The organism is Gracilibacillus caseinilyticus, assembly GCF_022919115.1.
GTDB lineage: Bacteria > Bacillota > Bacilli > Bacillales > Amphibacillaceae > Gracilibacillus > Gracilibacillus caseinilyticus.
On the sequence record NZ_CP095072.1, the window covers coordinates 3,180,360 to 3,206,060 of the forward strand.

At 37.8% G+C, this 25,701-nt stretch carries 28 protein-coding genes, 1 pseudogene and 1 riboswitch; of the genes and pseudogenes, 22 read left to right on the forward strand and 7 right to left on the reverse strand.

The features are described from left to right. Positions 1 to 133: 133 nt before the first annotated feature. On the reverse strand, positions 134 to 274 hold the full coding sequence (locus MUN88_RS14990) for a sporulation histidine kinase inhibitor Sda (protein WP_244716423.1): 141 nt from the start codon (positions 272 to 274) through the stop codon (positions 134 to 136). A gap of 379 nt (positions 275 to 653) precedes the next feature. On the opposite strand from MUN88_RS14990, the gene MUN88_RS14995 reads away from it, so the two are divergent. From MUN88_RS14995 to MUN88_RS15035, 9 genes are all read left to right on the forward strand, one after another. Next, the gene (locus tag MUN88_RS14995) at positions 654 to 1,172 is read left to right on the forward strand and encodes a YqeG family HAD IIIA-type phosphatase (protein WP_244716425.1); all 519 of its coding nucleotides are present in this window, start codon (positions 654 to 656) and stop codon (positions 1,170 to 1,172) included. A gap of 2 nt (positions 1,173 to 1,174) precedes the next feature. Further along, positions 1,175 to 2,275 carry a ribosome biogenesis GTPase YqeH gene (yqeH, locus tag MUN88_RS15000; RefSeq protein ID WP_244716427.1) on the forward strand — a complete coding sequence of 367 codons (1,101 nt, stop codon included), beginning with the start codon at positions 1,175 to 1,177 and terminating at the stop codon, positions 2,273 to 2,275. Positions 2,276 to 2,296: 21 nt separating this feature from the next. After that, complete coding sequence (aroE, locus tag MUN88_RS15005; RefSeq protein WP_244716429.1) at positions 2,297 to 3,145, forward strand: shikimate dehydrogenase; 849 nt, start codon at positions 2,297 to 2,299, stop codon at positions 3,143 to 3,145. Further along, positions 3,142 to 3,435: a ribosome assembly RNA-binding protein YhbY gene (gene yhbY / locus MUN88_RS15010; RefSeq protein WP_244716431.1), complete on the forward strand. Its 294-nt coding sequence runs from the start codon at positions 3,142 to 3,144 to the stop codon at positions 3,433 to 3,435. The genes aroE and yhbY overlap by 4 nt, the downstream gene beginning before the upstream one ends. A gap of 15 nt (positions 3,436 to 3,450) precedes the next feature. Beyond that, positions 3,451 to 4,014, forward strand: coding sequence for a nicotinate-nucleotide adenylyltransferase (locus MUN88_RS15015; protein WP_244716434.1), 564 nt, complete (start codon positions 3,451 to 3,453; stop codon positions 4,012 to 4,014). A gap of 41 nt (positions 4,015 to 4,055) precedes the next feature. Beyond that, entirely contained in the window at positions 4,056 to 4,625 is a 570-nt protein-coding gene (gene yqeK, locus MUN88_RS15020) for a bis(5'-nucleosyl)-tetraphosphatase (symmetrical) YqeK (RefSeq protein ID WP_244716436.1), read from the forward strand. Beyond that, positions 4,618 to 4,962 (forward strand): ribosome silencing factor, encoded by a 345-nt coding sequence (gene rsfS / locus MUN88_RS15025; protein ID WP_244716438.1) that lies wholly within the window; start codon positions 4,618 to 4,620, stop codon positions 4,960 to 4,962. Before yqeK ends, rsfS begins: the two co-directional genes overlap by 8 nt. After that, on the forward strand, positions 4,963 to 5,688 hold the full coding sequence (locus MUN88_RS15030; RefSeq protein ID WP_244716440.1) for a class I SAM-dependent DNA methyltransferase: 726 nt from the start codon (positions 4,963 to 4,965) through the stop codon (positions 5,686 to 5,688). 214 nt (positions 5,689 to 5,902) lie between these two features. After that, positions 5,903 to 7,024, forward strand: a complete 1,122-nt coding sequence (locus MUN88_RS15035; protein ID WP_244716442.1) for a DUF4145 domain-containing protein — start codon at positions 5,903 to 5,905, stop codon at positions 7,022 to 7,024. Between the two features lie 14 nt (positions 7,025 to 7,038). Here MUN88_RS15035 and MUN88_RS15040 read toward each other — a convergent pair whose 3' ends face one another. Then, the gene (locus tag MUN88_RS15040; RefSeq protein WP_369809997.1) at positions 7,039 to 7,758 is read right to left on the reverse strand and encodes a YqcI/YcgG family protein; all 720 of its coding nucleotides are present in this window, start codon (positions 7,756 to 7,758) and stop codon (positions 7,039 to 7,041) included. 167 nt (positions 7,759 to 7,925) lie between these two features. Between MUN88_RS15040 and MUN88_RS15045 the strand changes: the two genes are divergently transcribed. Continuing rightward, positions 7,926 to 8,582, forward strand: a complete 657-nt coding sequence (locus tag MUN88_RS15045; protein WP_244716446.1) for a type 1 glutamine amidotransferase domain-containing protein — start codon at positions 7,926 to 7,928, stop codon at positions 8,580 to 8,582. A 73-nt stretch (positions 8,583 to 8,655) separates the two neighbouring features. Here MUN88_RS15045 and MUN88_RS15050 read toward each other — a convergent pair whose 3' ends face one another. Next, entirely contained in the window at positions 8,656 to 8,859 is a 204-nt protein-coding gene (locus MUN88_RS15050; protein WP_244716448.1) for a zinc ribbon domain-containing protein, read from the reverse strand. A gap of 174 nt (positions 8,860 to 9,033) precedes the next feature. Between MUN88_RS15050 and MUN88_RS15055 the strand changes: the two genes are divergently transcribed. From MUN88_RS15055 to MUN88_RS15070, 4 genes are read left to right on the forward strand one after another with little or no spacing between them, the layout of a single operon-like run. Further along, positions 9,034 to 9,882, forward strand: a complete 849-nt coding sequence (locus MUN88_RS15055) for a patatin-like phospholipase family protein (RefSeq protein WP_244716450.1) — start codon at positions 9,034 to 9,036, stop codon at positions 9,880 to 9,882. 14 nt (positions 9,883 to 9,896) lie between these two features. Then, positions 9,897 to 10,601 carry an HAD family hydrolase gene (locus MUN88_RS15060; RefSeq protein WP_244716452.1) on the forward strand — a complete coding sequence of 235 codons (705 nt, stop codon included), beginning with the start codon at positions 9,897 to 9,899 and terminating at the stop codon, positions 10,599 to 10,601. Between the two features lie 22 nt (positions 10,602 to 10,623). Next, a complete protein-coding gene (locus MUN88_RS15065) occupies positions 10,624 to 11,352 on the forward strand; it encodes a class I SAM-dependent methyltransferase (RefSeq protein ID WP_244716454.1) in 729 nt (242 codons plus the stop codon). A 46-nt stretch (positions 11,353 to 11,398) separates the two neighbouring features. After that, on the forward strand, positions 11,399 to 12,724 hold the full coding sequence (locus tag MUN88_RS15070) for a CoA-disulfide reductase (RefSeq protein WP_244716456.1): 1,326 nt from the start codon (positions 11,399 to 11,401) through the stop codon (positions 12,722 to 12,724). 762 nt (positions 12,725 to 13,486) lie between these two features. Here MUN88_RS15070 and MUN88_RS15075 read toward each other — a convergent pair. Beyond that, positions 13,487 to 14,602, reverse strand: a complete 1,116-nt coding sequence (locus MUN88_RS15075) for a DUF2515 family protein (protein WP_244716458.1) — start codon at positions 14,600 to 14,602, stop codon at positions 13,487 to 13,489. Positions 14,603 to 14,791: 189 nt separating this feature from the next. Beyond that, a riboswitch (SAM riboswitch) is annotated at positions 14,792 to 14,882 on the forward strand. A gap of 100 nt (positions 14,883 to 14,982) precedes the next feature. Between MUN88_RS15075 and MUN88_RS15080 the strand changes: the two genes are divergently transcribed. Together MUN88_RS15080 and MUN88_RS15085 are read left to right on the forward strand one after the other, a co-directional pair. Continuing rightward, a complete protein-coding gene (locus tag MUN88_RS15080) occupies positions 14,983 to 16,089 on the forward strand; it encodes a 5-methyltetrahydropteroyltriglutamate--homocysteine S-methyltransferase (protein ID WP_244716460.1) in 1,107 nt (368 codons plus the stop codon). 388 nt (positions 16,090 to 16,477) lie between these two features. Then, complete coding sequence (locus MUN88_RS15085) at positions 16,478 to 17,311, forward strand: metallophosphoesterase (RefSeq protein ID WP_244716462.1); 834 nt, start codon at positions 16,478 to 16,480, stop codon at positions 17,309 to 17,311. Between the two features lie 19 nt (positions 17,312 to 17,330). On the opposite strand, the gene ligD is transcribed toward MUN88_RS15085, so the two are convergent. Further along, positions 17,331 to 19,067 carry a DNA ligase D gene (gene ligD, locus MUN88_RS15090; protein WP_244716464.1) on the reverse strand — a complete coding sequence of 579 codons (1,737 nt, stop codon included), beginning with the start codon at positions 19,065 to 19,067 and terminating at the stop codon, positions 17,331 to 17,333. A 105-nt stretch (positions 19,068 to 19,172) separates the two neighbouring features. On the opposite strand from ligD, the gene ku reads away from it, so the two are divergent. From ku to MUN88_RS15105, 3 genes are all read left to right on the forward strand, one after another. Further along, positions 19,173 to 20,021 (forward strand): non-homologous end joining protein Ku, encoded by an 849-nt coding sequence (gene ku / locus MUN88_RS15095; protein ID WP_244716466.1) that lies wholly within the window; start codon positions 19,173 to 19,175, stop codon positions 20,019 to 20,021. Positions 20,022 to 20,191: 170 nt separating this feature from the next. Continuing rightward, positions 20,192 to 20,359, forward strand: coding sequence for a hypothetical protein (locus tag MUN88_RS15100; RefSeq protein ID WP_244716468.1), 168 nt, complete (start codon positions 20,192 to 20,194; stop codon positions 20,357 to 20,359). A gap of 82 nt (positions 20,360 to 20,441) precedes the next feature. After that, positions 20,442 to 20,621 carry an H-type small acid-soluble spore protein gene (locus tag MUN88_RS15105; RefSeq protein ID WP_244716470.1) on the forward strand — a complete coding sequence of 60 codons (180 nt, stop codon included), beginning with the start codon at positions 20,442 to 20,444 and terminating at the stop codon, positions 20,619 to 20,621. A gap of 323 nt (positions 20,622 to 20,944) precedes the next feature. Here MUN88_RS15105 and comER read toward each other — a convergent pair whose 3' ends face one another. After that, the gene (gene comER, locus MUN88_RS15110) at positions 20,945 to 21,766 is read right to left on the reverse strand and encodes a late competence protein ComER (RefSeq protein ID WP_244716472.1); all 822 of its coding nucleotides are present in this window, start codon (positions 21,764 to 21,766) and stop codon (positions 20,945 to 20,947) included. Between the two features lie 77 nt (positions 21,767 to 21,843). Here comER and MUN88_RS15115 point away from each other — a divergent pair, with 77 nt between their 5' ends. From MUN88_RS15115 to MUN88_RS15125, 3 genes and pseudogenes are all read left to right on the forward strand, one after another. Beyond that, on the forward strand, positions 21,844 to 22,443 hold the full coding sequence (locus MUN88_RS15115) for a helix-hairpin-helix domain-containing protein (RefSeq protein WP_244716474.1): 600 nt from the start codon (positions 21,844 to 21,846) through the stop codon (positions 22,441 to 22,443). A 65-nt stretch (positions 22,444 to 22,508) separates the two neighbouring features. Beyond that, a pseudogene (locus MUN88_RS15120) lies at positions 22,509 to 22,961 on the forward strand (ComE operon protein 2); the annotation flags it as partial. A 32-nt stretch (positions 22,962 to 22,993) separates the two neighbouring features. After that, positions 22,994 to 25,261, forward strand: a complete 2,268-nt coding sequence (locus MUN88_RS15125) for a DNA internalization-related competence protein ComEC/Rec2 (protein WP_244716478.1) — start codon at positions 22,994 to 22,996, stop codon at positions 25,259 to 25,261. Between the two features lie 104 nt (positions 25,262 to 25,365). Here the strand turns inward: MUN88_RS15125 and MUN88_RS15130 are convergent, their stop codons facing one another. Then, the gene (locus MUN88_RS15130) at positions 25,366 to 25,500 is read right to left on the reverse strand and encodes a YqzM family protein (protein WP_244716480.1); all 135 of its coding nucleotides are present in this window, start codon (positions 25,498 to 25,500) and stop codon (positions 25,366 to 25,368) included. Positions 25,501 to 25,701 lie beyond the last annotated feature (201 nt).

The following is a 25,701-nucleotide window of genomic DNA, read 5'->3' on the forward strand; positions in this document are numbered from 1 at the left end:
AAAGTTATAATTGCTGCAAAAGAAAAAGAATGAAGTTTGTCGAAATGAGGGAAAATGGCAGATTAGATAAGGATGCAAATAAAAGAAAAAAACCTAGTCGTTACGCGACTAAGTTGATATTACTTAGGTTCATTTAATTAGTGTACTCTAGAAAATCCATTAATGAGCGGCGGATCATCTCTTCTTCCATTAGTTGTATAAATTCATAGCTGAGTTGAAGCTCGGTAGCTTTTTTGTAGGATTCAATTAGTAATTCATCGGATAAGTTTTCCAAAGCTTGTCCCTCCAATAGTTAGGATGTCTGCTACGTGTTATAGTAAATGTAGCATGAAATCAACATACGGACAACTGTTAACTTATCTACATACACCTGTTTATAACTTGTGTGTAAGTGGTGCATAAATGCTCAGGAAGTTGATGGAATAAGTGTGGATGATGTGCACAAAGTTATCCACAGGAAAAAGTTTGTAATAATTTGTCGAACGATTTTACGAATATAATACTTTTTTACTGTTATTTTAGGATCTATTGTCACATTTTATGTTATAATTTCGTCTTATCACAGATTTCTTTGAACAATAGGTGAAAATTGTTTATGATAGGAAAAGATATGTATATTTATAAGAAGAGATGATTGTAGAGGTGGACTACCATTGCTGACTAAATTTTTACCAAATGAACATGTAAAACGTGTTTTAGATATAACACCGGCGAAGCTCCGTGAGATGGGTATTAAAGGAGTAATTACTGATCTTGATAATACACTCGTTGCCTGGGACGTGAAAGATGCAACGGAAGAGGTCATAGAGTGGTTTAAAGAAATGAAAGAAAATGAAATAAAAGTTACAATAATTTCAAACAATGATAAGGAAAGAGTAAGTGTCTTTTCTGAACCATTGGAAGCACCATTCGTCTATAGTGCGAGAAAGCCATTAGTACACGCCTTTAAGCGGACGGCGAAGCATATGGAGTTGAAAAAAGAAGAAATCGTCGTGATTGGGGATCAATTACTGACAGATGTACTTGGTGGAAATTTTGCTGGATTTCATACCATTCTAGTTGTACCTATTGTAGAGACAGATGGTAAAATAACAAGGTTTAATCGTATGATTGAAAGGCGAATACTGAATTGGATGCATAAAAAAGGTATGATTACCTGGGAGGACAAATAATAATGGAGAAGTTATATTGTGAAGGCTGTGGAGCAGAAATACAAACAGAAGATAAGACAAAGTCAGGTTATGTTCCGCAAAGTGCATTGTCAAACGAACATATTATATGTCAACGTTGTTTTCGTCTAAAGCACTATAATGAAGTACAGGAAGTTGAATATACTGACGATGATTATTTGCGGATGATTCATCAGATCAGTGACACAAATAGTTTAGTCGTAAAAATTGTCGATATATTTGATTTTAATGGCAGTTTTATTTCTGGTTTACAACGTTTGACAGGTAAAAACCCAATTATATTGGTCGGAAACAAAGTGGATTTATTACCGAAATCAACGAACCACAACAAATTGATTCACTGGATGAAAAAAACAGCCAGTGATTATGGATTAACTGTACAGGATGTTTTTCTTGTTTCTGCATCAAAAGGGCAAGGTTTTGAGCAAATTGAAGCGGAAATCGAAGCAAGACGCAATGGTAAGGATGTTTATGTCGTAGGCTGTACGAATGTTGGAAAATCCACGTTTATTAATCAGTTGATTAATCGTTCAAATGGGGTGGAAGACGCGATTACCACATCGTACTTCCCTGGAACAACACTTGGTTTTATTCAAATTCCTTTAGATAAGAATTCGTTCATGTACGATACACCTGGTGTTGTCAACCGTATCCAGCTTGTGCACTATGTGACAGATAAAGACCTTAAATTGATTACACCAAAAAAAGAAATCAAACCGAAAGTATATCAGTTACAAGACAAACAGACCTTGTTTTTAGGCGGTTTTGCTCGTTTTGATTTCGAAAAAGGAATGAAACAATCCTTTGTGTGTTATGTTTCAAACCTTATGATGATTCATCGTACGAAATTAGAACAAGCGGATTCCTTCTATGAGAAGCATGTCGGGGATTTATTGCAGCCACCTAGTCCGGAAACACTGGAGATGCTGCCGCCATTAGTAAAACAAACGATTAAGATTCCACACGAAAAAACTGATATTGTCATCCCGGGTCTTGGCTGGATAACCGTACCTGAAGGAGGCGTTACGGTTTCGATTCATGTACCTAAAGGTGTCAATATTTCGTTACGTGCTGCTTTAATATAAAAAATAGGGGAGGAGAAGTAATTGGATTATAAATTAGGGTTAATTGGCCATCCAATCGGTCATTCGCTTTCACCTTGGATTCACGCACAATTTTTGGATTTAGCAGGATTAGATGGGGAATATAAATTATATGAAGGGGATCATCAACAGCTTCCCAAGGTTTTAAAACATTTAAAGCAGGAAGAATTAGATGGTTTTAATGTCACTGTCCCTTATAAACAAGTAATTGTTGACTTCCTCGATGAAATTGATGAGGATGCAAAAGTACTCGGTGCTGTCAATACAGTTGTATCAGTTAATGGAAAGTGGAAAGGGTACAGCACGGATGGTGCAGGTTATATCCGTTCTTTAACTGAACCATTTCCAAATCTTTTAAATAAAAACACATCTGTGTTATTATTAGGTGCTGGTGGAGCAGCCCGTGGCATTTATCGTGCATTGATTCAACAACAAATAGGACGTGTGGACATAGCGAATCGTTCTGCAAATAAGGCGGAACAATTAATTGCTTCCATGCGATTACCAGATATCGACTCACAAGTACTGTCCTTTCAAGAAGCGGAAGAACAGTTGGCCAATTATGACCTTATCATACAAACAACTTCTGTCGGCATGAAGCCGCACATAGCTAAGCAAGTAATTTCGCTAGCCAATCTATCTGCTGATGCTGTAGTAAGTGATATTGTGTATCAACCAATTATGACACAGTTGCTACAAGATGCATCTGCTCGCGGTGCAGCTATCCACCACGGGCACGCGATGTTGTTATATCAAGGACAATTGGCTTTCGAGAAATGGACCGGACATACGCTTGAAATTAATCATCTTGTAGATGAATTAGAGAAAAAATTAAGAGGTGAAAATAATTGAATTTAACTGGTAAACAAAAACGCTTTTTACGAGCGCAAGCACATCATTTGAACCCGATTTTTCAAGTCGGTAAAGACGGTGTCAACGATAATATGATCAAACAAATTTATGAAGCATTGGAAAAGAGAGAATTGATTAAAGTATCAATCTTGCAAAACTGTATGGAAGATAAAAACGACGTAGCAGATGCACTGGCTGAAGGTGCAGAGGCATTTGTTGTGCAACTTATTGGCAACACTATCGTATTATATAAAGAATCACAAGAAAACAAACAAATTACTTTACCTTAAAAGCAGGTGACCAGCATGAAACGAATTGGTTTATTCGGCGGCACCTTTGATCCGCCGCATTATGGTCATTTACTCATGGCGGAGCACGCTTATCAACAGATGGATTTAGACGAGGTTTGGTTTATTCCATCTTTTAAGCCGCCGCACAAAGAAGAAGCAAATACGACAGCAAAAGACAGAGTGGAAATGACACGAATCGCGATACAAGATCATCCTGCTTTTTCCGTTAACACGATAGAAGTAGACAGAGAAGATAAATCCTATACGGTTCATACCATCAAGTTACTGCAAAAACAGTATCCTGACTTCCAATTTTACTTTATCATTGGTGGCGATATGGTGGAATATTTGCCGAACTGGTATCGAATTAATGAATTAATGAAGCTAGTCCCTTTTATTGGCGTGAAACGGCCCGGATATACGTTAGATACGATTTATAAGGTAGAAGAAGTGGAAATGCCTTTAATCGAAATCTCATCTACCATGATTCGTGATCGGCTCCAGTCTGGTGAGTCTATAAGGTATTTGACCTCTCCGGAAGTCATTGCAATGATTAATAAATATCAATTATATTCATAAAATGTAGTAATCCTTTTTTTAGTAAAAGGGAGTGCAAAGAAATGAACAGAGCAGAAGCATTGAAAATAGTAGAGAGACAATTAACAAAAAAAAGGTACGAGCACACGGTTCGCGTGATGGAAACGGCATTAGACATAGCAGGCCATTATCAAGTTGATCGTCAAAAAGTTGAACTAGCTGCTATCTTTCATGATTACGCAAAATACCGTCATCCAGAAGAAATGAAAAGATGGATTATACAAGAAAAACTGCCTCATGATCTGTTAGAATACCACCAGGAATTATGGCATGGACCGGTAGGATCTGTCATGATCGAACGTGAAGTGGGGATCTCGGACCCTGAAATACAGAGCGCTATTTATTGGCATACTACTGGTAAGCGTAATATGACCTTAATGGATAAGATTATTTTTATTGCAGACTACGTAGAGCCTGGCAGAGAGTTCGCGGGTGTTGAGGAAGTCAGAGGGCTGGTATTCGAAAATATCGACAGGGCATGCTGGTTAGCAGCCAGGAATACCATTCAGTTTTTAATGGGAAAAGAACAACCGGTTTATCCTGATACATTTCAATTATATAATGAAAAAATAGGGAGGAACATGAATGGATAGTAAACAATTAGCTGATCAAGTAGCAAAAGCATGCGATGACAAAAGAGCAGAAGACATTGTTATTATGGATATGAAAAATGTTTCGCTAATCGCTGATTATTTTTTAATTTGTCAGGGAACAAACGAACGCCAGGTACAAGCAATTGCTCGGGAAGTGAAAGATCTTGCACAAGAAGAAGAAATTGAAGTGAAACGATTGGAAGGTTTTGATCAAGCGAGATGGGTATTGGTTGATCTTGGCGACGTGGTATGTCACATTTTTCATCGTGATGAACGGCAATATTACAATTTGGAGAAATTGTGGGGAGATGCTCCACAGCTTGAAGTGAAATTATAAATGGTTTACTCTAAATTAGCTTATATTTACGATATGTTAATGGATGACGAATTGTATGACAATTGGCAGGCTTTTGTTGAACAATTCATTAAAGGTGGCCAACTTCTCGATTTAGGATGTGGTACGGGAAGAATGAGCAAGCGCTTTGCAAATGCTCATTTTTCTGTAACTGGTGTAGACCTTTCGGAAGATATGCTGGCATACGCGCAATCCAGTTCATCTGGAATTCAGTATATTCAACAAGATATTCGAGAATTAAATGGATTACATGGATTTGATGCTGTGGTCAGTTTGTGTGATGTCATCAACTACATTACATCCACTAATGATTTAGAAACAGTTTTTAGAAATGTCCGGCATTGTCTTGTGGATGGTGGTTATTTCATATTTGATATACACAGCCTTAAGCATTTTGCCGAGGATATGATTGGTCATACATTTTCTGAAATATATGAAGACATTACCTATGTCTGGTTATGTGAACAAGGTGAAGAGGTGGGGAGTGTCGAGCATGATCTCACCTTTTTTCTGCTGGATGAATTGACCGGTCAATATCAGCGTTTTGATGAACAGCATGTTCAACGTACGTTTGCAGTAGACACGTATGTTCAATTATTAGAGCAAACAGGGTTTGATTTGCAAGGCATTTATGGCGATTTCTCAGTAACAGAAGCAGAGAATCCAGAAGAAAACGAACGAATTTTTTTCGTTTGCAAGAAGAACTAAAAGCTCTCCATACCGTCATAGATAAATGTGCCTGCGGAATTTCGGAGGAGGAGTTGCTCGGATATGCCCCCGGTATTTCAAATTGCTCAAACGACAGTACTAATTGCAAGTAATAAACGAGGTAGAAGGATTACTTTCTGACCTCGTTTTCTCATGTTTTCGTGAGAAATTCATTTGGACTGAAAAAAGACAACAAGAGAGGTAACGAATCAAGATGGAAGATGTGAAACAGAACTATTTTTATTATTTTCTTAACGAATTATCCCATGATTTAGCGGCAATTGCACGGGAATTAGAATTTAGCGTATTTTCCAGTCCGAGAACGATGTTGACTCATTCACGAGCATTTATCGAGAATCTTGTACAACGTGTATTACGAATAGAAGAAATTGATGCTGGGGAGTCCAACAATCTAAACGACCAAATCAAGTTATTGCAAACGAATGGATTGTTAACCGAGAGCCCATATGAAGCGTTGGATAGAATTCGACATTTAGGTAACCAAGCAGCTCACCAATTACGCGCATTTCGTTATCGTGAAGCACTGGAAGCTTGGGAAGCTTTATATGTTGTGATGAAGTGGTATGTGGAGGTGTATGGATCACCTTCCATTACCGTCCCAACCTATCAGGAGCCGAGCCTTACAACAGATCATAAATACGACATTCAAGAACTAGAACTGAAATTACATGCATTGGAACAACGTCTTGTCGACCATTTTCAGTCTATGACAGAAACAGAGGTTCAAGAAGAGCGTCATTTCACTGAGCAAACTGTCAGTCTGCCTGGTGAAACAATTATTAGAACAATTACCTACAAGCAACAATCCATTGACATTCCCTATTTTTTGCGAGATGCATTCTTATTGCCACAGCGATTTGAAAATTCTACCAGATTTATGGTAGCTTTAGGAGGTGTCCAGCAAGCACGGATTATGAGTGAGCTTCCAGAAGACTTGGAGGGCATTTCAACTTTCGTAAAACGATATAAGGCCGAAAATGAGCAGCAGATGTATGATGATTTAGTTCGATTTGTCAAGCAGGAATGGACCAGAAGAAAAATAGCACATCAACGTCCTGGAGAGCTTTTATTGTTTTTCCGAAATCAACACCTTATTATGACGGAACGTTTGGCCAACATTCCTTTAACTGATTCATATTTCACGGGCTTTCCTTATTTCTTGCGGCAAATGCACCATGATGGAATCGAATATGTCGGACAATTGCCTCAGGAATTATTCATATTGGCTAAATACGACCGTGTCGGCTCCACAACAGTTGAAAAGTTCTTTACCCAAATACAAGCATTGGCGCAGGCAAACAACGAACACAAATAGTGAAGTCCACCATATTATCGATGGAAAGGACATTTTGATAATGAGCTGTTGTCATCTCGTAAAAAATATTGCCTCCATTCAAAGTTATCAGATTCACCGTAGCTATTTAATGCAGAGTGAATAGTGAGTTGGTCATAGTTATCTATCCGTTTTCTGATTTGTTGTTTTATCTTTTCTGCATGCTTTGGACTACTATTAAATTGCTCTAATACCCATCGAGGGGTGATAGCGAGCATGAAACTATCAAATTGTCTGCTCATCCGATTTTTATGTGCCGGTGTAGCGCAGAACATGAAATACCGCTCACCATGAAAACAATACTCCCAAGCGGGATGGTGGGGGTCTGTTGGAATATCTGATGGCCATTCCTTCTCATCGTATTTATTTAGTCGTTCTAAATGATTCCAAAAGATTTTTTCGAAATTTTCTACTGATGGAGAAAGCTCAGCATTCTCAGAAATTTGAAAGAATATAATAAGCGAAGTATAGCGTCCATATGCTCTCGACTGTTTTGTGTAGGCTGTAAGCAATGCTGCTACATCGCGAATGGTTGAATCAACAGCAGGATCGCCGACAAAGCCGTACCGTAATTGATTCGTAGCAAAACCAATGGTTGCCGGAATGCATGGAAAGGGACGTTGCCGATCAGTCATTTTTTGTTTGAAGCTTTCCAAGACCGTTTGTTCCCAACTGGAAAGTTTTTGCTGATCGGGATATTGATATAAACGAGTGATGGTAATCACCTCCAACCTGTCGTGCTTTAGTATATTCCACTAACATGTCTTATGGGTGAATAACCAGATAAAATGGGTGATCGCCTAATAGATGATGTTTGAGCACATCAGACAAACGGGTATGATGAATTATGGAAGCAACATAAGGACTTGCTAGGAGGAATAATGTGACAAAACAAGTTTTAATGGTCGTAACCAATCATACAAAAATAAGAGATCAGCATAAAACAGGGCTTTGGCTAGAAGAATTCGCCGTCCCTTATTTAGTATTTAAAGAAAAAGGTTACCGTGTAAAGGTGACAAGTATCGAAGGTGGAGAAGTAGCACTAGATCCGAACAGTGTCGAGGACAAGCCGGAATGGAATGAAGCAGAAGCAGAACTCAAAGATACTGCGAAGGTAAGTAAAGAGGATGTCCATGGATTTGACGCGATCTTTCTGCCAGGTGGTCACGGAACAATGTTTGATTTTCCAGAAAATGAAACATTACAATATTTACTTCAGCAATTTGCTGAAGATAATCGGATCATTGGTTCCGTTTGTCACGGACCGGCAGGTTTAGTGAATGCCACTTATCGAAATGGTACGCCATTAGTGAAAGATAAGCATGTCACTTCTTTTACGGACAGTGAAGAAAAAGAAATGCAATTAGATCAATATATGCCCTTTTTACTGGAGACGAAGATACGAGATAATGGTGCCCACTTCTCAGCGAAAGAAAACTGGTCTGATCATGCGATTAGAGACGGTTTTTTAGTAACAGGACAAAATCCGCAATCCAGTAAAAGTACAGCTGAAAAAGTAGTGGAGGCATTAGAAGTGTAAAGAAAACCCCAAGCAAAACTGCTTGGGGTTTTTCAAGTTTTATGGGTTAGTTAATGTTCTGTCAGTCAAACGATTATCCAAAAAATAAATCAAGGATATTGGATCCTTTAGATGCTTGTTTATTATAAAACTCTGAATAACCGCAATCCTCACAGTATACGACTAAAAATTGATTGTTTTGCACATCAAACATTTTCGATAATCCTGTTCCAGTCATCGACACTTCTTTTTGATTCGCATTTGTACTTCCGCATTTTACACATCCGTGCTGGCTCATAAGTAACCTCTCCTTTTCCATTTACTTGTAAGTATACCAAATTTTTTGGTATTGAAAAATGATTCCCGTCAGAATCATTTTTTCTTCCTATACAAAATGTATGATTGGAAATTATTTGTTTTTTGTTAGATAATGAGAAGAGATGAATATAATAAGAGTTTCGAGGCGATATAAATGAAAAATATTGGATTAGTATTAGAAGGCGGAGGCAGCAGGGGTGTTTTTACTGCCGGTGTTCTAAACTTTTTAATGGAACAGAATATTTACATACCATACGTAATTGGTGTATCTTCAGGAGCATGTAATGGATCCTCCTATATCTCCAGACAAATCGAACGCAATAAAAAGGTTAATATTGATTATGTCAGTCATCCAGATTATTTATCCTTACGCAACTGGGTAACAAAGAGGCAGTTATTCGGAATGGATTTTCTGTTTGATACGCTTCCTAATCAATTGGTTCCTTTTGATTATCACACATTCCAATCTGCAAAAGAAGAATTTGTCGTTGGTACAACGGATTGTTTAACAGGAGAGCCTGTCTTTTATAGTAAAGCGGAATATGCCCAGGATATGATGACGGTAATTCGTGCATCTAGTTCACTGCCTGTTGTAGCACCTCCGATTAATTTTCAGAGTCGAGTTTTAATGGATGGTGGTATAGCCGATCCGATTCCTATTGTACAATCGATGAAGGATGGCAATCAGAAAAATGTTGTTGTGTTGACTAGAAATCGTGGTTATTTCAAAAAGCGTGCAAGTCAAAACTGGTACATTAAGCGAAAGTACAAAGACTTTCCAGGATTGATTAAAGCGATTGAGAAACGTCATCAGGTATACAATGACACATTGCAGTATTTGTATGAACAAGAAAAACAGGGAAATGTTTTTATTATTTCTCCAAATGAGAAGTTAACAGTGGGCAGGGTAGAAAAAAATAAAAATAAATTGATGGATTTGTACAGGAAAGGTTATCAAGATACGAAGAAACTGAAAGCCCCTTTACAAGAATTTTTAGCTTAGGGAAGGAAGAAACCATGAAGACCATTATTTTTGATGTGGATGATACATTGTATGATCAGTCATTATCGTTTCATCATACATTTCGCAAGATTATAGCTAGCTATTATTCCTACGATGAATTGGATCAGATTTACCGTCGAAGCCGGGAGTATAGTGAAATTTTATTTGACAAGAGTGAAGCAGGAGAAATTTCTATATACGAATGGCAGACAGGTAGAATTATAAAAGCGTGTCAAGATTTTAATATTGTCATTACTGAAGCGCAAGCAGCCAGCTTTCACCAGCAATACAAAAGGGAACAGGCCAAGATTCAACTTTTTCCGGAAATGGAACAGCTCTTAACTTATTTAAAAGATTCCGGTAAACAGATGGCAATATTAACGAATGGCGACACGGAACATCAGACAATGAAAATAAAGCAATTAGGTCTGGAGCAATGGATTCCAGCAGATCATATTTTTATTTCTGGTTCGTATGGAGTGGCAAAACCGAAATTGGAGATCTTTCAAGTGGTAGAACAAGCTCTTGGTTGTCATCCAGATGATACAGTCTATATTGGTGACTCCTTCGAAAAAGATATAGAAGGGGCAAAACATGTGGGGTGGAAGGCAATCTGGATGAATCATCGTAAGCGGACCGTTAGCAATACTGTTTACGAAGCAGACCAGGAAATACATCATGCCAGCGAATTGCTGGCACATTTTCAAGTAGCACGTTAATTCTCTAGGAAAAGGTGAATGTATGAATAATCCGATCGAGAGTGTATTTGACCAGTTGGCCAGTATTTATGAGAATTCAGTCGATACAGATAGTCTATACAATACGGAATATGAACGACCAGCAATGATGAATCTATTACCAAAAAAGATGGACGGGCTCAAAGTATTAGATGCCGGTTGTGCGGCAGGCTGGTATACCAAAACATTATTGCAACGAGGTGCAGAAGTAATTGCAATTGATGTTAGTAAACAAATGGTAGAAGCAGCCAAAAGACGAGTAGGTGATCAAGCTGACATTCGCCAATTAAGTTTGGCAGAGCCACTCCCTTTTGAGCAAGATCGTTTTCATTATGTTATCAGTTCCTTAACACTCCACTATCTGGAAGAATGGCAGCCGACATTTCGAGAATTCTCTCGGATACTAAAACCTGGTGGAAAACTGCTGTATTCGATCCACCATCCTTTAACAGAGATTCGACTCGCTGAACAACCTGACTATTTTTCGGTAGAGGCTTATATTGATCAATGGAAAAAGCAAGGAGAGTCCTTTCAGGTTCCAATGTATCGAAGGCCGTTACAGCGAGTAATTAATGATACGATTCGTTATTTTAAGCTCGATCAGGTAATCGAACCATTACCAACGGATGTGTTTAAACAACGATTTCCTGACAAATATAAAAAGATTCGGAAGCAGCCAAACTTTTTAATGGTTCAATCATCGGTAATACCTGACAATGATTCCAAGGCTTAAAATACCCATATTTGGGGAACATCTCTATTAAGAGGAGGTAATGATTATGAAATATGTGATTATTGGTGGTGTAGCAGCCGGAATGAGTGCAGCAATGGAAATCGTTCGAACAGATAACAATGCTGATGTAACCGTGTTAGAACGAGGTGCTGATTATTCCTATGGTCAATGTGGTTTACCTTATGTTATAAACGGACTCGTCCCATCAACTGAATCTGTCATAGCACGTTCTGTAGAGACGTTTCGAAATAAATACGGGATTGATGCCAAAATACATACAGAAGTTATCGATATTGATGTCACCAGTCAGACAGTTCGGTATAGAGTGAATCAACAAGGCAAGCACGAAATTACATATGATCGTTTATTAATTGCTACTGGTGCAGATCCGATTATGCCAGAATGGGAAGGGAGTGATCTAGAAGGGATTCATTGTTTAAAAACAATACCTGACACAAAAGCTATTATGGCTGATTTATCAGAGAAAGTGGAGCAGATAACGATTGTTGGTGGTGGCTATATTGGCTTGGAAATGGCAGAAAGCTTCACTTCTCTTGGAAAAAAAGTAAGGTTGATACAAAGAGGAGATCAACTCGCCAGCATTTTCGATAATGAAATGGCTGCTCTCATTGAAAATGAGGCGCGTAAGCACAATGTTGAAGTCATTTTAACGGAAGAGGTCACAGGTTTTAGCGGCAACCAACGAGTCCAGAAAGTCATAACAGATAAATCTCAGTATCCTAGTGATTTGGTTCTAATTAGTGCTGGAGTCAAACCTAATACAGAATTCCTTGCGCATTCTAATATCCAGCGTAATGAAGAAGGAGCTATTCGCGTTAATCCGTATATGCAAACTTCGGCAGCCAATGTTTTTGCAGCGGGGGATTGTGCGACAGATTATCATATTGTAAAACAGTTGGAAGATTATATTCCACTTGGAACGACAGCAAATAAACAAGGCAGGATTGCAGGAGCAAATATGGCGGGGAATCCGTTAACGTTTAAAGGGATTGTCGGAACTTCTATTATCAAATTCTTTGACTTATCATTAGCGAGAACTGGATTAACGGAAGCAGAGGCGACGAAATTACAAATACCGTATGAAGCACTTTCGAGAAAGAGCACTAATCATGCAGGATATTACCCTGGTGCTGATCTATTACATATCAAGCTATTATATCATCGCCAAACCAATCAATTATTGGGGGGGCAAGTGATTAGTGAAGAAGGGACAGATAAGCGAATTGATGTACTTGCTACTGCTTTGTATAATAAAATGACAATTCAGGAACTGCAAGATCTGGATCTTTCCTATGCGCCACCCTACAACAGTGTTTGGGACCCTATTCAACAAATTTCCCGTAGAACTTAAATACAATGAAGCTTGTCATAACCGAAGCGCGCGTACTAGAAAACGACCGGTTTTATTATGAAGTGATATAGAGTTGAAGCAAACTACGAAGTAATGCAACTATTTGCTAACAAGAGTTGAGTTGATTTTGACAGATTTAATGTGCTAGGATACCGCTCCGGCCAGCCACTCCGCGTCCTGCAGTTCCGTGGAGTCTACGTGGTTGGCCTGCGCTAAAGTTTAAGTTCTACAACTGATAGAAGTGCTAGCATATTAATCTATTACATTAAGATCTATATAAAACAATTACATGAGGTGAAAAAAGCTTTGCACCAATGCTTATAGATGTTCCAATCGTTGTGGAGTTTCACTTAAGCGTAGGAAATATGCGGAGACTCCGCATGCGTCAGTACGAGCTGAAGATCCACTTTATCTGTGCCTGTGTCTACAAGTTATCGCTTCGAAGTGAGCTTCTTCGGCACAAGGCAACAAAGAATTAGTCCAAGTAGTAGCCTAGCTGAAGCCGTGCCCAACAGGACGCGGAGCATATTCCCTGAGCTTTGCTACGCACATAAAATATTTCATAATAGCAAAATTGTTATACAACTTCTTTCACATCGACAGTAATTAGAGTATATAAGAGAATAACCGAAGATAATCTTCGTGATCATAAACTGCATATGATAGGATTTAGTTGCAATATGTTGCAACAATTGAAATGCTATCAATATTCCCCCGAACAATTGCTTAGAATTGTAGGTTAGTACCGTCATCTGCTTGCCTTTACTTTCCGATCCACTCTTTGATTTTTACCGCCAGTTGAAGTTTCGCTAGTGTTTGATGGTATGCCGGTAGTATGTCTGGATTTTTCGGAGGGTTCATCTGATCTAGTAAATATACAGTGTGCCAGTCTGTATACCAATCTTCCTTTTCGCTATTCGGGTGTTGAATATCTGTCCAAACATCGCTTAGCTTCGGACTGAATAATGGTTTCAACCGCCAGGCAGCTGGAGTTTCCCTTTCTATTCTTATTAACGGATCATGGCAACTTTCGCGAAAGACTGATGGCCAATAATCTTTTCTTGATCCAGAATGAGGCGTTTTAACCGCGAATTGATAAATGGCTGCATAATATTTTGGGTGAAATAATACTTGATAAAGTTGTTTTCCGATGTCAATTCGGTTAGGTAATGACTCAAAGCGATGGACATTTAACCCGACTAACTGGACCTTATGCTCTTTCTTGTAAGGAAACATAATTTGGTTCATTTGCATCATCTGCTGAACGATAAATTCGAGCGCCTCCATATTCGTTCTAGCATATTGTGGGTTGTTAATGACACGGTTTTCGATGTAATTTTGTTCGTTGATAATCAAAGCATTGGTAATCAGAGAACGTTGTCTATTTTCATAAAAGTAATCCCATATCACTTTCATAAAGTAGGAAACTCCAAATAACGGAAGCATGTAAAACATATTCTTGCTAAGGCGGATACTCGCTTCGTATAAGCGCAACTGAGGATAGGCATCTTGAAATATCAGCCAATTGTTCCGTTCTAAAAAATGAAAAAAGTATTGCTGCTGTTCTTTTGTCAGTAGTTTGGATAATAGACTGCCTTTAAGATCGGTCATATTCCAACCGGCATTTCTTGATACCATATGCGCCAAAAAGCTCCATTCGACTTCTGGAAATTGCTGATAAAAGCGAAAATAAGCTTCTGTACGTGTGACGTTATTTCGATTATATTGTCTGGTGTCATGGTTAATCTGATTAATTAGTTTTTGCTCAGGTTCAGATAACTGATCTTTAATTGCGTAATAGCTTTTTTTGTTTTGTAATCGATGTTTTATTATATTTAATGGATACGGAAGAGGATAAGATGGCTTAATGATTGCCACCGTCCTTTCAAATTCATTTTTCTAGAGTAATTTCTTCAGGTTAATCATTTATCTAGGATTGCTTTTAAACTGGGAGTTTATGCGGAGAATGAGGAAATTGTAAGACTTTTTGAAATTTTTTAACAAATATGGGTTGATCCAATCTCTGTTATGTAGTAATATGTGTTTGTGGTAATAATTTCAGATAATTTCTTATCCAGAGAGGCGGAGGGATTTGGCCTAATGATGTCTCAGCAACCAGTCTATACGAAGACATGGTGCTAATTCCAACAGATAAGAGGAATAAGTTTTTAAACGTTAAAGACCTTCTTCTTATAGGGGGTCTTTTTTTACTGGATAAGAATTATTGCAAACAATTAGCTGAAGGAGAGGATTGCAGTATGTCTACAAAAACAGTAACAGCACCATTTCGAGCAGATCATGTAGGAAGTTTGTTACGTCCAGAAAGTTTATTGGAGGCAAGAAAAGCGTATCAGGAAGGAAATATAAGTGCAGCAGAATTGCGAGAAGTAGAGAACAAAGAAATTGCACACATTGTCGATAAGCAGATTGAAGTTGGTCTGGAATTAGTATCTGATGGGGAGTTCCGCCGCCGCTTCTGGCATACGGATTTCTTGGAACATTTGAATGGAATTGAAGGTTATGTACCAGAAGTTGGTTACATATTTAACGGAAACGAAGAAACAGAGCGTTACAATATTCGCAATAATGGAAAAATCTCTTTTAATCAAGATCATCCATTCTTACAAGATTTTAAGGAATTTAATGAGATCGTCAATGGCCGTGCCGATGCTAAACAAACGATCCCAAGTCCGAATCAATTATTTAATATAGGGATTCGTAATGAAACCATTTATCCGGATATTGAGGATTTTGCAAGTGATGTCATTCAGGCATACCGTGATGCCATTAAAGCTTTTTACGATTTAGGTGTACGATATTTGCAATTTGATGATGTTTATATTGCTGGATTATCGTCACCGGACATTCCTTTTAATGATGGTGCGTATGACAGAGATTATTTAATTGATTTAGCTTTACGTGTAGTGAATGGTGTTTTAGAAGACAAACCGGAAGATTTAGTTGTGACCACGCATTTATGTCGTGGAAATTACCGTTCTAATTGGGCTTTCTCTGGAAGTTATGATCTCATTGCACCGACACTGTTTGCAAAAGAGAAAGTGGATGGATTCTTCTTGGAGTATGATGATGAACGTTCTGGTGGATTCAAGCCGCTAGACTATATTCCAGATGGCGGTGCTCGAGTGGTATTGGGCTTATTCACTTCAAAAACTGGTGAATTAGAAAATAAAGAACAAATCAAAGCAAGAGTAGGGGAAGCTGCCAAATACGTACCACTTGAACAGTTGTGCTTAAGCCCTCAATGTGGATTTGCATCGACTCATCACGGTAATAAATTGACAGAAGAAGATCAGTGGAAAAAACTGAAATATATTGTAGAAGTAACCAAAGAAATCTGGAATTAATGAGTAAAGCAAAAACCTCTTAAGCATGTCATAATGTGCTTAAGAGGTTTTTCTGTAGTGAGTGAAGAAAGTATATAAGTACAGTCATAGAAGTAATCATGCTGAACATGAAGATATATGGACTATGTCTAGCGTTGAAGTCATTTTGAAATGCTTAGCTGGCATACCGCTCCGGCCAACCACTTCGCGTCCTGCGGAGGCATATTTCCGGAGCTTTGCTAAGCAAATGAATCTATCAAAATTACCACAAAGTCAAACAGTTCCACTTTACATAATCCATATTATAGGTAGTTGTATATTATTTTGTTAGTTAGGACCGGGTGGGCTTTCCCAGTTTTTCTTACAGGTATGAAGTTAATTCAAAGCGAAAATGTCTGGAGTAGAGGGAATGAATAACAAAAAAATGTATGGAATCTTATTGATTATTACAGGATGTATGATAGCAATAGTTGTAGGTATTAAAGTTTATTATGATACAAATGCGTTAAAAGTAGCGGAGGTTCAATTGTCGAATGAAAAATTGAATCGAAACCAGTCCATTCAGATATTACAGATATCAGACTTGCATAATAAGCAATTTGGTGAAGATAATCAAAAATTACTTGAGAAAGTTATCCAACTTGAACCAGATGTGGTTGTGCTGACAGGGGATATTGTGGATCGCAGTACGGAAAATATCGATGATGTCCTCTCATTTGTTGAACAGTTATCGATCAGTCAATCTCCGGTATTTTATGTTTCAGGAAATCACGATTGGGACAATCCTTTACACGAATCGTTATTTAAGGGTCTCCGTGAAGCTGGCGTGAACATATTGGATAATCAGAATGTGCAAATACTGTTAGGCCATACTAGTTTCCAGATAGCCGGTGTGGTGGATCTATCAACTGGGCAAAGTAATATCGAGCATGCAGTGAAAGGTCTGGATCATCAAATCTTTACTGTTTTATTATCACACACCCCCCCGGTGAATCAAGGTCCGTTACCGAATGAGATTGACTTGATCATAAGTGGCCATACACACGGGGGACAAGTTCGATTGCCGTTTATTGGAGCTGTAGTTGCCCCGGATCAAGGATTCTTTCCAACTTATGACCAAGGCTTGTTCGCGCTTTCTGTTCGTCAGCAGCTCTATATAGATAGTGGAATTGGTACGAGTATGCTTCCTATACGATTTCTCAATCAGAGCCAGATCACTTTAATCACTATTTCAGGTGCATGAGGGTAGAGAGTTAGTCTTGCTATTCAAGATGCCTATAAAAATCAAAGAAAGGGCAACCTTTTTCTCGGATTCTTTGCAATACGGATCGGATAGTGAAAATGGTTGGATCCAATGTTTCGGTAACTTCTTCCCAAAATAAAGGCGTAGCTACGGTTGCTTGATTTGTTGCACGTGTGGAATAAGGAGCAATGATTGTTTTTCTCTCTGCATGCTGCACATAATCAATATACAGACGATTTCCACGATTCTTTATCAATCTTTCACTGGTAAACTGATCCGGATAGGCTTGTATTAATACATTACTTGTAGCTTCCATTAATTCACGTGTCTGCTGGTACGTCCAATTATTGACAGGGATATGAATTTGTAGTCCAGTTTTTCCGGAAGTCTTGATGTATGGCTTCAATTTTTGATGCTCCATCATTTCTTTGATTAATAATGCTGCCCGAACAGCAAGATAGAACTCCTTAAGGCTAGGAGGATCTAAATCAAAGACAATCTGATCCGGCTGATGATGCTGTTGTTTGTTAAAAGGAATATGAAACTCCAAGCCTCCATGGTTACCAAACCACAGAAGGCTTTCAAAATTCTGGCAATATATAGCAGCATCACCACCGACTGAATGCTTTGGTCTGAGAAAGGAAGGTGCATAGTCAGGTAAATGTTTTTGATAGAAAGATGGTTCACTTACACCATCAGGATAGCGAATAATCGTTAATTTTCGATCGTTTATCCAAGGAAGCATGTATGGAGCCATCGTTCTTAAATAACACAAAAAATCTAATTTAGAGTATTCAGGAAATAGCAATTTGTCCAATTTGGACACCGATACTCGTTCCGGAATTTGTGCTAACCCAAATTTGATCGCTTCAGTATTGCAATGTTCTGGCTCTATATCAAAACGGAATGCTGAGAAATGCGGTTCACGTAATTCTTCTTTACTGGCGTCAAGACATTGAATATCCAAACAGATTGATGGTGACACATTCCAAGTTGTACCGTTTACTTTCTTTCCATTCTGTTTAATAAATGTTTGTAACGTATCTTTTTCTTCCTTTTTCAATCCGTTTTTACATTTCCCTAACGTTTGCAGCTTATTGTCCATATAATAACTAACTGTAAAGTAGTCATTATTACTATTCCACTTTGTTACAACCCCTTGGACGGTACGATAGTTTTTAATCTTTAACCAGGATTCACTGCGCTTTCCTTCTTTATAGGGTGCGTTTTTTTTCTTGGCGACAAACCCTTCTGCCTGGTGCAAAGCAACCAATTTTTCCACATCTTCCAACTGTTCAAAAGTAGGTGCTTTTTGGATAGTTTCGATATTTTCCTCGAATAAGTGATGCAGAGTTCGATCCCTTACTGTGAATGGTTTATTACGTAAATTGGTCGCCTCGCACGTCAGCAGATCGAAGACGATAAACGTTACGTTATGCTGTTCTTTCTTGTTTCGTTTTGTCTTCGATCTTCTTTGAATTTGACTGAAGTCACAGCGGTATGGAGTTAGTAACAGAACAATTTCTCCGTCCAACTGTAGGGGGAAATATCTTTCGTAAAAGTCACGATGCTCCTTACACCAAAGGGTAATTTCAGGGAAGCTAGCTGTCAGATCGTGACCATTACGACTTATTATAGTGATTTCTTTTTTATCCCAGTATAATCCACAACGGAATCCATCATATTTTATTTGATATAACCATTGATGACCTGTTGGTACTTGGCTTGTAAGAGTTGGCAACATCGGTTTCCACACGTGGACAACGCCCCTTGTTTTTATATCTTTTATGTTATTTTTTCCGTTCGTTTGCATGATTATGTGAGAATTTGAAAAACTAGTTAGAAAAAGAGGTGTTAAGAGATGCATACGATTTGGAAAGGAACGATTAGTTTTGGTTTAGTAAATATCCCGATAAAACTACATTCTGCTACAGAAAACAAAGACATTAAACTGAAAAATCTGCATAAGGAATGTCATTCACCGGTTAAATATGAGAAGGTATGCCCGGTTTGCGAAAAGGAAATTTCCCAGGAGGATATGGTTAAGGGTTACGAGTATACCAAGAATAAGTTTGTCGTGTTGGAGCAGGAAGATCTAGAAGCACTCAGAGAGGAAAATGAAGAGAAAGCAGTGGACATTATTGAATTCGTCAAGCTGGAGGAAATTGATCCGATTTATTTCGACCGTAGTTATTATTTATCACCGAATGAAGGTGGAACAAAAGCTTATGCATTGCTAAGAAATGCGCTAGAGGAAACGGGTAAGATCGGATTGGCGAAAATCACGATTCGTTCTAAGCAACATTTGGCGGTAGTTCGTATTTATCACAACACGTTGATTATGGAAACCATTTATTTTCCGGATGAAGTGCGTGATTTTAAGGAAGTTCCAAATGTTCCAGAAGAACCAGCCATTGTAGAAAAAGAACTAGAAACGGCTAAATTGCTGATTGATCAACTCACTGCAACATTTGAGCCAGAGAAATATCATGATGAGTACCGTACAGCCTTATTAGCATTGATTGAGCAGAAAAAACAAGGCGAAGAGGTAACTACAGCAAAAGAGCCACCACGTAAAGATAATGTAACAGATTTAATGGAAGCATTGGAGAAATCACTAAATAAATCAAAAACGAAGAAAAAGAAAACGACTGCTAAAAAATCGAAAACAACGAAAAAATCCTCTGGACAAAAAGCAAAAGCAAATTAAGATAAAATATCCATATGAAGCACAAATACTTTTTATCCCTTTCTGCAGGCATGCTGCGGAAAGGCTACATAATTCTGATGCTCTGGTGCTCTACACTTTAAAAGTCTCTAAACAGCTTGAACACTCCAATATGCTACAATAGATGAAAAGTCTGTTGGGGGATGAATGACATGAATATGAAAAAAATGGTCATAATGGAACTGATCTATTCGATGGTGATTGGTGTCATACTTGGCTTTCTGCTGGAAAATATGTTAATTGGTTTGGCGTTCGGTTTCGGGATCGGATTAGTGATGATAGTGATCCTATATTTGGTCAATAAGTTTTATATTAAATAATAGTTAGTCTGAGGAAAATACATACCTTTCCAAGATATGAGTATACTACAATTCGTTACCACTATAAAGAGGAGGGGAAATAATGGATGCACAACGCGCACAGGAAATCATGGACTCTTCAGACATGTGTCATGTAACATGTAAAGGAGATCAAGTGTACATCGAACATGTAGATCAGGGCACTGGTCATGCGACAGTTCATGCACTGAATAAGCCAGAACAGAAATACATGGTGTCTGTAGATGAGTTAATGGAGCAGTAAGGTTAGAATGGATTCGTTAGCAACTGGAACAGGATTGTGTCCAGTTGCTAATTACTTCATCCTTGTTCCGGTGAATAAAAGAAAGTAGATGTTTTTAACATTTTTTTATTGTAGCAGGAATTTCGTCATTCTTTATCGAATAATAATATAAAATAGGTTAGCTATTTATAGGGACAATTGACATGCTGTAGGAGCAGTAATTTGGCATCATTCTACCATTTCTGCATAATATATCATATATTGTCTTTTATTTGATCAAAACTAGTCGTAATTTGCGGTTTCCCGGGCAATTTTTTTAGGTAACTTCTAATATTTCCTTTTCGTTAACCTTCCATCAACTTTGCTATCATCTCTTTATCTTCTGAGAATTTTCCGTGAGTTGCTTTGACTAATTCCGGAAATAGTTCATTAAGGTTTGCTTCCATTGCAGCAATTCCAACTCCAGTTATGCCACCTTTTACACATACTTTTTCGATTAATTCACTTAACGTAAAATGATTCTCCGAAAGTAATTTACCAAATCCAATAAACATTTTTTCCATTAATGCTGTTGCCTCTTCTGTTGTTATATCAGTTAAACTTGCTGCATGATGAATGTAATTTTCCGCCAAAAAAGAAAAAAAAGCAGGACCGCAAGATACAATGTCAGAAGTAATTCGAATTGTATTTTCTTCTATTTCAATTGGCTCAGAGAATCGTTGGCAACGCTTGATAAACAACTCTTTTCTTGACGAATCGATTCGATTTCCGAATGTCAGTAAAGTGACGCCAGCAAGTGCATAATTTGTAATACTAGGTACCATTCTAGCTACCTGACAATCAACTATTGATTCAATTTCTTCTACGGACATTCCGCTTGTTATGGATACGAGTAATTGATTGTCAGCAAGTACTGGTTTTATTTCTTCTAACACATCCACCATATCTTTCGGTTTCACGCAAAGAAAGAGGGTATCTACTTGATCCACTAATTCAAATAGATTCTTTTCTACATGTATATCTTTATAGCGATGTTGAATAGCTTCTGCTTTCTCAATCGTTCGGTTCGTAATATATAAGTCATTTTGTGACAGCACGTTAGATTCGAGAAAAGCAGTTACTAAAACGGTCCCCATATTTCCAGTTCCGACTAGACCCCATTTCATCAGAAATCGCCTCCTGCATATTTTCTAACACTATCCTATGAACAACTTTACTATTCTATGATAAAGGAATGATAATCATGAGTTGGATTTTGAAAAATTGGTATGTGATAGTCATTGTTGCCGCAATTGCAATTTGGCTAATTGTCGATCCATCCGTAGATAAGGCTGATCAGAATGGGGAAGAAATCATGATAAATGAGACGCCAGCTTCAGCCACTGTATCAGAAGGTAAATCCAAACCTTCTACAGAAGTGATGGTCGATATTAAAGGAGAAGTACAACAACCAGGTGTATATGTAATGGATGAAGATGATCGGGTACAAGATGTTGTTCAAAAGGCAGGTGGCTTTACCAATAAGGCAAATCAACAACTCATTAATTTAGCAGAAAGGGTATATGACGAAATGATTGTGCAGGTTCCTGATAAAAACACTTCAGATAATGTATCGATGGAGCTTGGTGTTGCTTCAGAAGATAATGAAGCAAAAATCAGGATTAATATTGCGGATGCTACTGAGATTCAAACGATCCCAGGTATTGGAGAAGTAAAAGCACAAGCAATTATTGAATATCGAGAAACTAATGGTCGATTTAAAACACCTGAAGAACTAACAAAAGTTACTGGAATTGGTGAAAAAACATTAGAAAACATGAAAGAATTTATTCTTGTGCCATAGATATTGACGCTTTAAAGTTTCAACGTTACACTTTATTATATTGTGATTGGAAAGGGATGAATGGAATGGAGAGAATTTCTTGGCACCAATATTTTATGGCACAAAGTCATTTGCTAGCGTTGCGCAGCACATGTCAACGTTTAATGGTAGGAGCTACTATTGTCAGGGACAAGCGTATTATTGCCGGGGGCTATAACGGTAGTGTCTCCGGTAGTGTTCATTGTATTGATGAGGGATGTTATGTGATTGATGGGCATTGTGTCCGAACGATACATGCTGAAATGAATGCCATCTTACAGTGTGCTAAATTTGGAGCTTCAACGGAAAACGCAGAAATATATGTGACCCACTTTCCGTGTTTAAATTGTTGCAAAGCCATTATTCAAAGTGGTATTAAAACCGTTTATTACGCGGAAGATTACAAAAATCATCCATATGCCATCGAATTATTTGAAGAAGTTGGTGTGCATGTCGAGAAAGTGGAATTAGATCAATCTTGCATTTCCTTAAAACCTCAATAGAACATCGTGAATAAGGGAGGTGATATGGATTGTATCAACGTCTGCATTGGTATGTCATCATCTATTTAGTTTGTTTTATATTTAATGATGGGAATTTCTTATGGCTGTTGCTTGTTCTGGCGATGCTGGGGCTGTTTATGCATTATTGCTTTCGATTTACCAATCTTTTTATTGCCTCTCTGATTCTTTTCGCTTTTTTAGCTTATTTCCAGATTCCATCCTTAGAAATAAGTAAACCATTAAACACTTCCTCACAAACGCTTCAAGGCACGATCGTTTCTATGATAGAAGAGCAAAGTCAATTCCTCCGGTTTACATTAGAAACTGCTGATGAAATGCTTGTTCAAGTTTATTTATATCCTTCCACAGATCAATCCCAACCAAATATCGACATATTTCGCACGGGAGCATCCTGTAAGCTAACTGGTAAGTTCGAAACAATCCCTACAAAGAGAAATCCTGGACAATTTGATTACAAGTATTATTTAGCTTCACAAGGAATTCATTATCAATTTGTTATTGAACCAACATTTGAAAGTGACTGTGAAGGTCAGTCGTTTCTCCAAAATGTTTATGATGCTAGAAAAAAGCACTTAAGCCACATGAAAGAGCGCCTAAGTACTTTTACTTTCTCCTGGTATGCTGCGTTATTGTTTGGTGATCGGCAATATTTAGATGAAGAGGTAGTATCTCTTTTTCAGGATTGGAACCTTTCTCACTTACTTGCTATTTCAGGTTTACACGTAGGTTTTATTATAGCGATTACTTATTTTTTGCTGCTTTTTCTATATCGCATTACATTGGAAAGGGCACAATTATTAGTTGTTTGTTTATTGATTTTGTACCCGTTAATGGCAAGTGGAGCTGCTTCTGTATGGCGTGCGAGTTTACTGGCAATTGTACTGATAGCGATACATAAATCACCTGTAAAATTCGCCATCACCGATAGTCTAAGTATCGTCTTTTTGTTTATGGTATTATTCCATTCTTATAGTATCTATTCATTGGCCTTTCAATTCAGCTTTATGGTAACGTTCGCAATAATACTTTCTAGAAAAGTAATCGCCGGATCGTTAAACTACATATGGATAGTCTTAAGAATCTCTCTCGTTAGTATGCTCATCATTTTACCATTACAGCTTTTGCATTTTTATCAGTTCCAACCTCTTTCGGTTTTGCTAAATCTTATCATCATACCGTATTTTACGGTTATAGTCATGCCATTTTTATTGTTTATATTATGTTTGTCATTCTTACCCAATGTGCTGTCCCTAGCGGATCGTCTTTTTTCCGAATTGCATTATGTTATGATTGAAAATATTCATATCATTAATGATTGGGTAAGTGTTCCATGGGTTACAGGTGAATTTCCAACCGAATTTATTTTGCCGTATTACTGTCTGATGTGCGGTATGCTTTATTTTTTAGAAAAACAGCAATTTATGAAGTCATTTTGCTTAAGTATGGCATTGGTTACTTTGTTAGTAATCATCAATATCAAACCGTATTTAAATGAGTATGGGTACGTAACGATGCTCGATATCGGTCAGGGAGATGCGATTGTGGTGGAATTACCATACCGAAAGAGAGTCATAATCATTGATGCAGCAGGAACTATGTCAGCAGATTTTTCATCGCCCTCATCAAAGAATTTTGACCAAATTATCGATCCGTTTTTAAAATCAAAGGGAATTACTGAAATCGATGCCGTCATCGTCTCTCATGCAGATCATGATCATATTGGAAGTGTTTCCGATATTCTTAAGCATTACAACGTGCAAGCAATCATAACCAGCCCGTTCTTTGATCAAACTAAATTGGCTGAGTGGCGGAATATTAGCCAAGCAGATTTTATTACGGTTGAAAGTGGAGACCAATTCCTTATTGATAAGCAATCGTTTCAAGTGATGTCGCCAATATCGGATTTGTCTGATTCTAATGAAAATTCTTTGGTGATGAAAACTGTATTCGGGAAGCTTACCTGGTTATTTACTGGTGATATAGGAGAAAAAGGAGAAACTGCATTAGTCCGTCAGTTTCCATTTGAAAAGATTGATGTGTTAAAAGTGGCACACCATGGCAGCAGTACGTCAAGCTCTAAAAATTATTTAGACACGATCCAACCTGAACTTGCGTTAATATCTGTTGGTGTTAACAACAGATATGGCCATCCGGATCAAGAAGTAGTCGATCGTTTGACCGCTCATGGAGTACAGATCTTAAGAACGGATATAAATGGTGCAATTATCTATAAATTTTCTTCAGATAGTGGAACAGTTTCCACTTACTTACCATAGGATAATGTAGCAAGAGCAAGGAATGGTTTAGAATGGTTTTCTCACGATCGCTAGAAGGATTGGCCGTAAAAAAAACGAGACTAAAGAAATTAGCCTCGTTCCTGTTATGATGCAATTGCGTCAAAAACAACGCCGATAAAGAAAATGATCATGAAAAATACAAATGAAAACACAAAACCAAATCCTGCATCAAAAATGTCGTGACGTTTCGACTGTACGTCCTTTTCAAATTCATTCATTTTGTCTACCTCCTTTTGCATCTAAGTATCTCTAAAACCTTGGCGTCGCATGCACTTTAATTATTTCATCCTTGTCACAGGATTCCCTTACTTAGCAAGAGTTAACACCTATATATTTGGGTTATTAGGTCAATCTATATGTAAGAAAATATCGCAACTTGATTAGATACCTGGGGCTAGTGAAGTTGCGTTGATATAGAT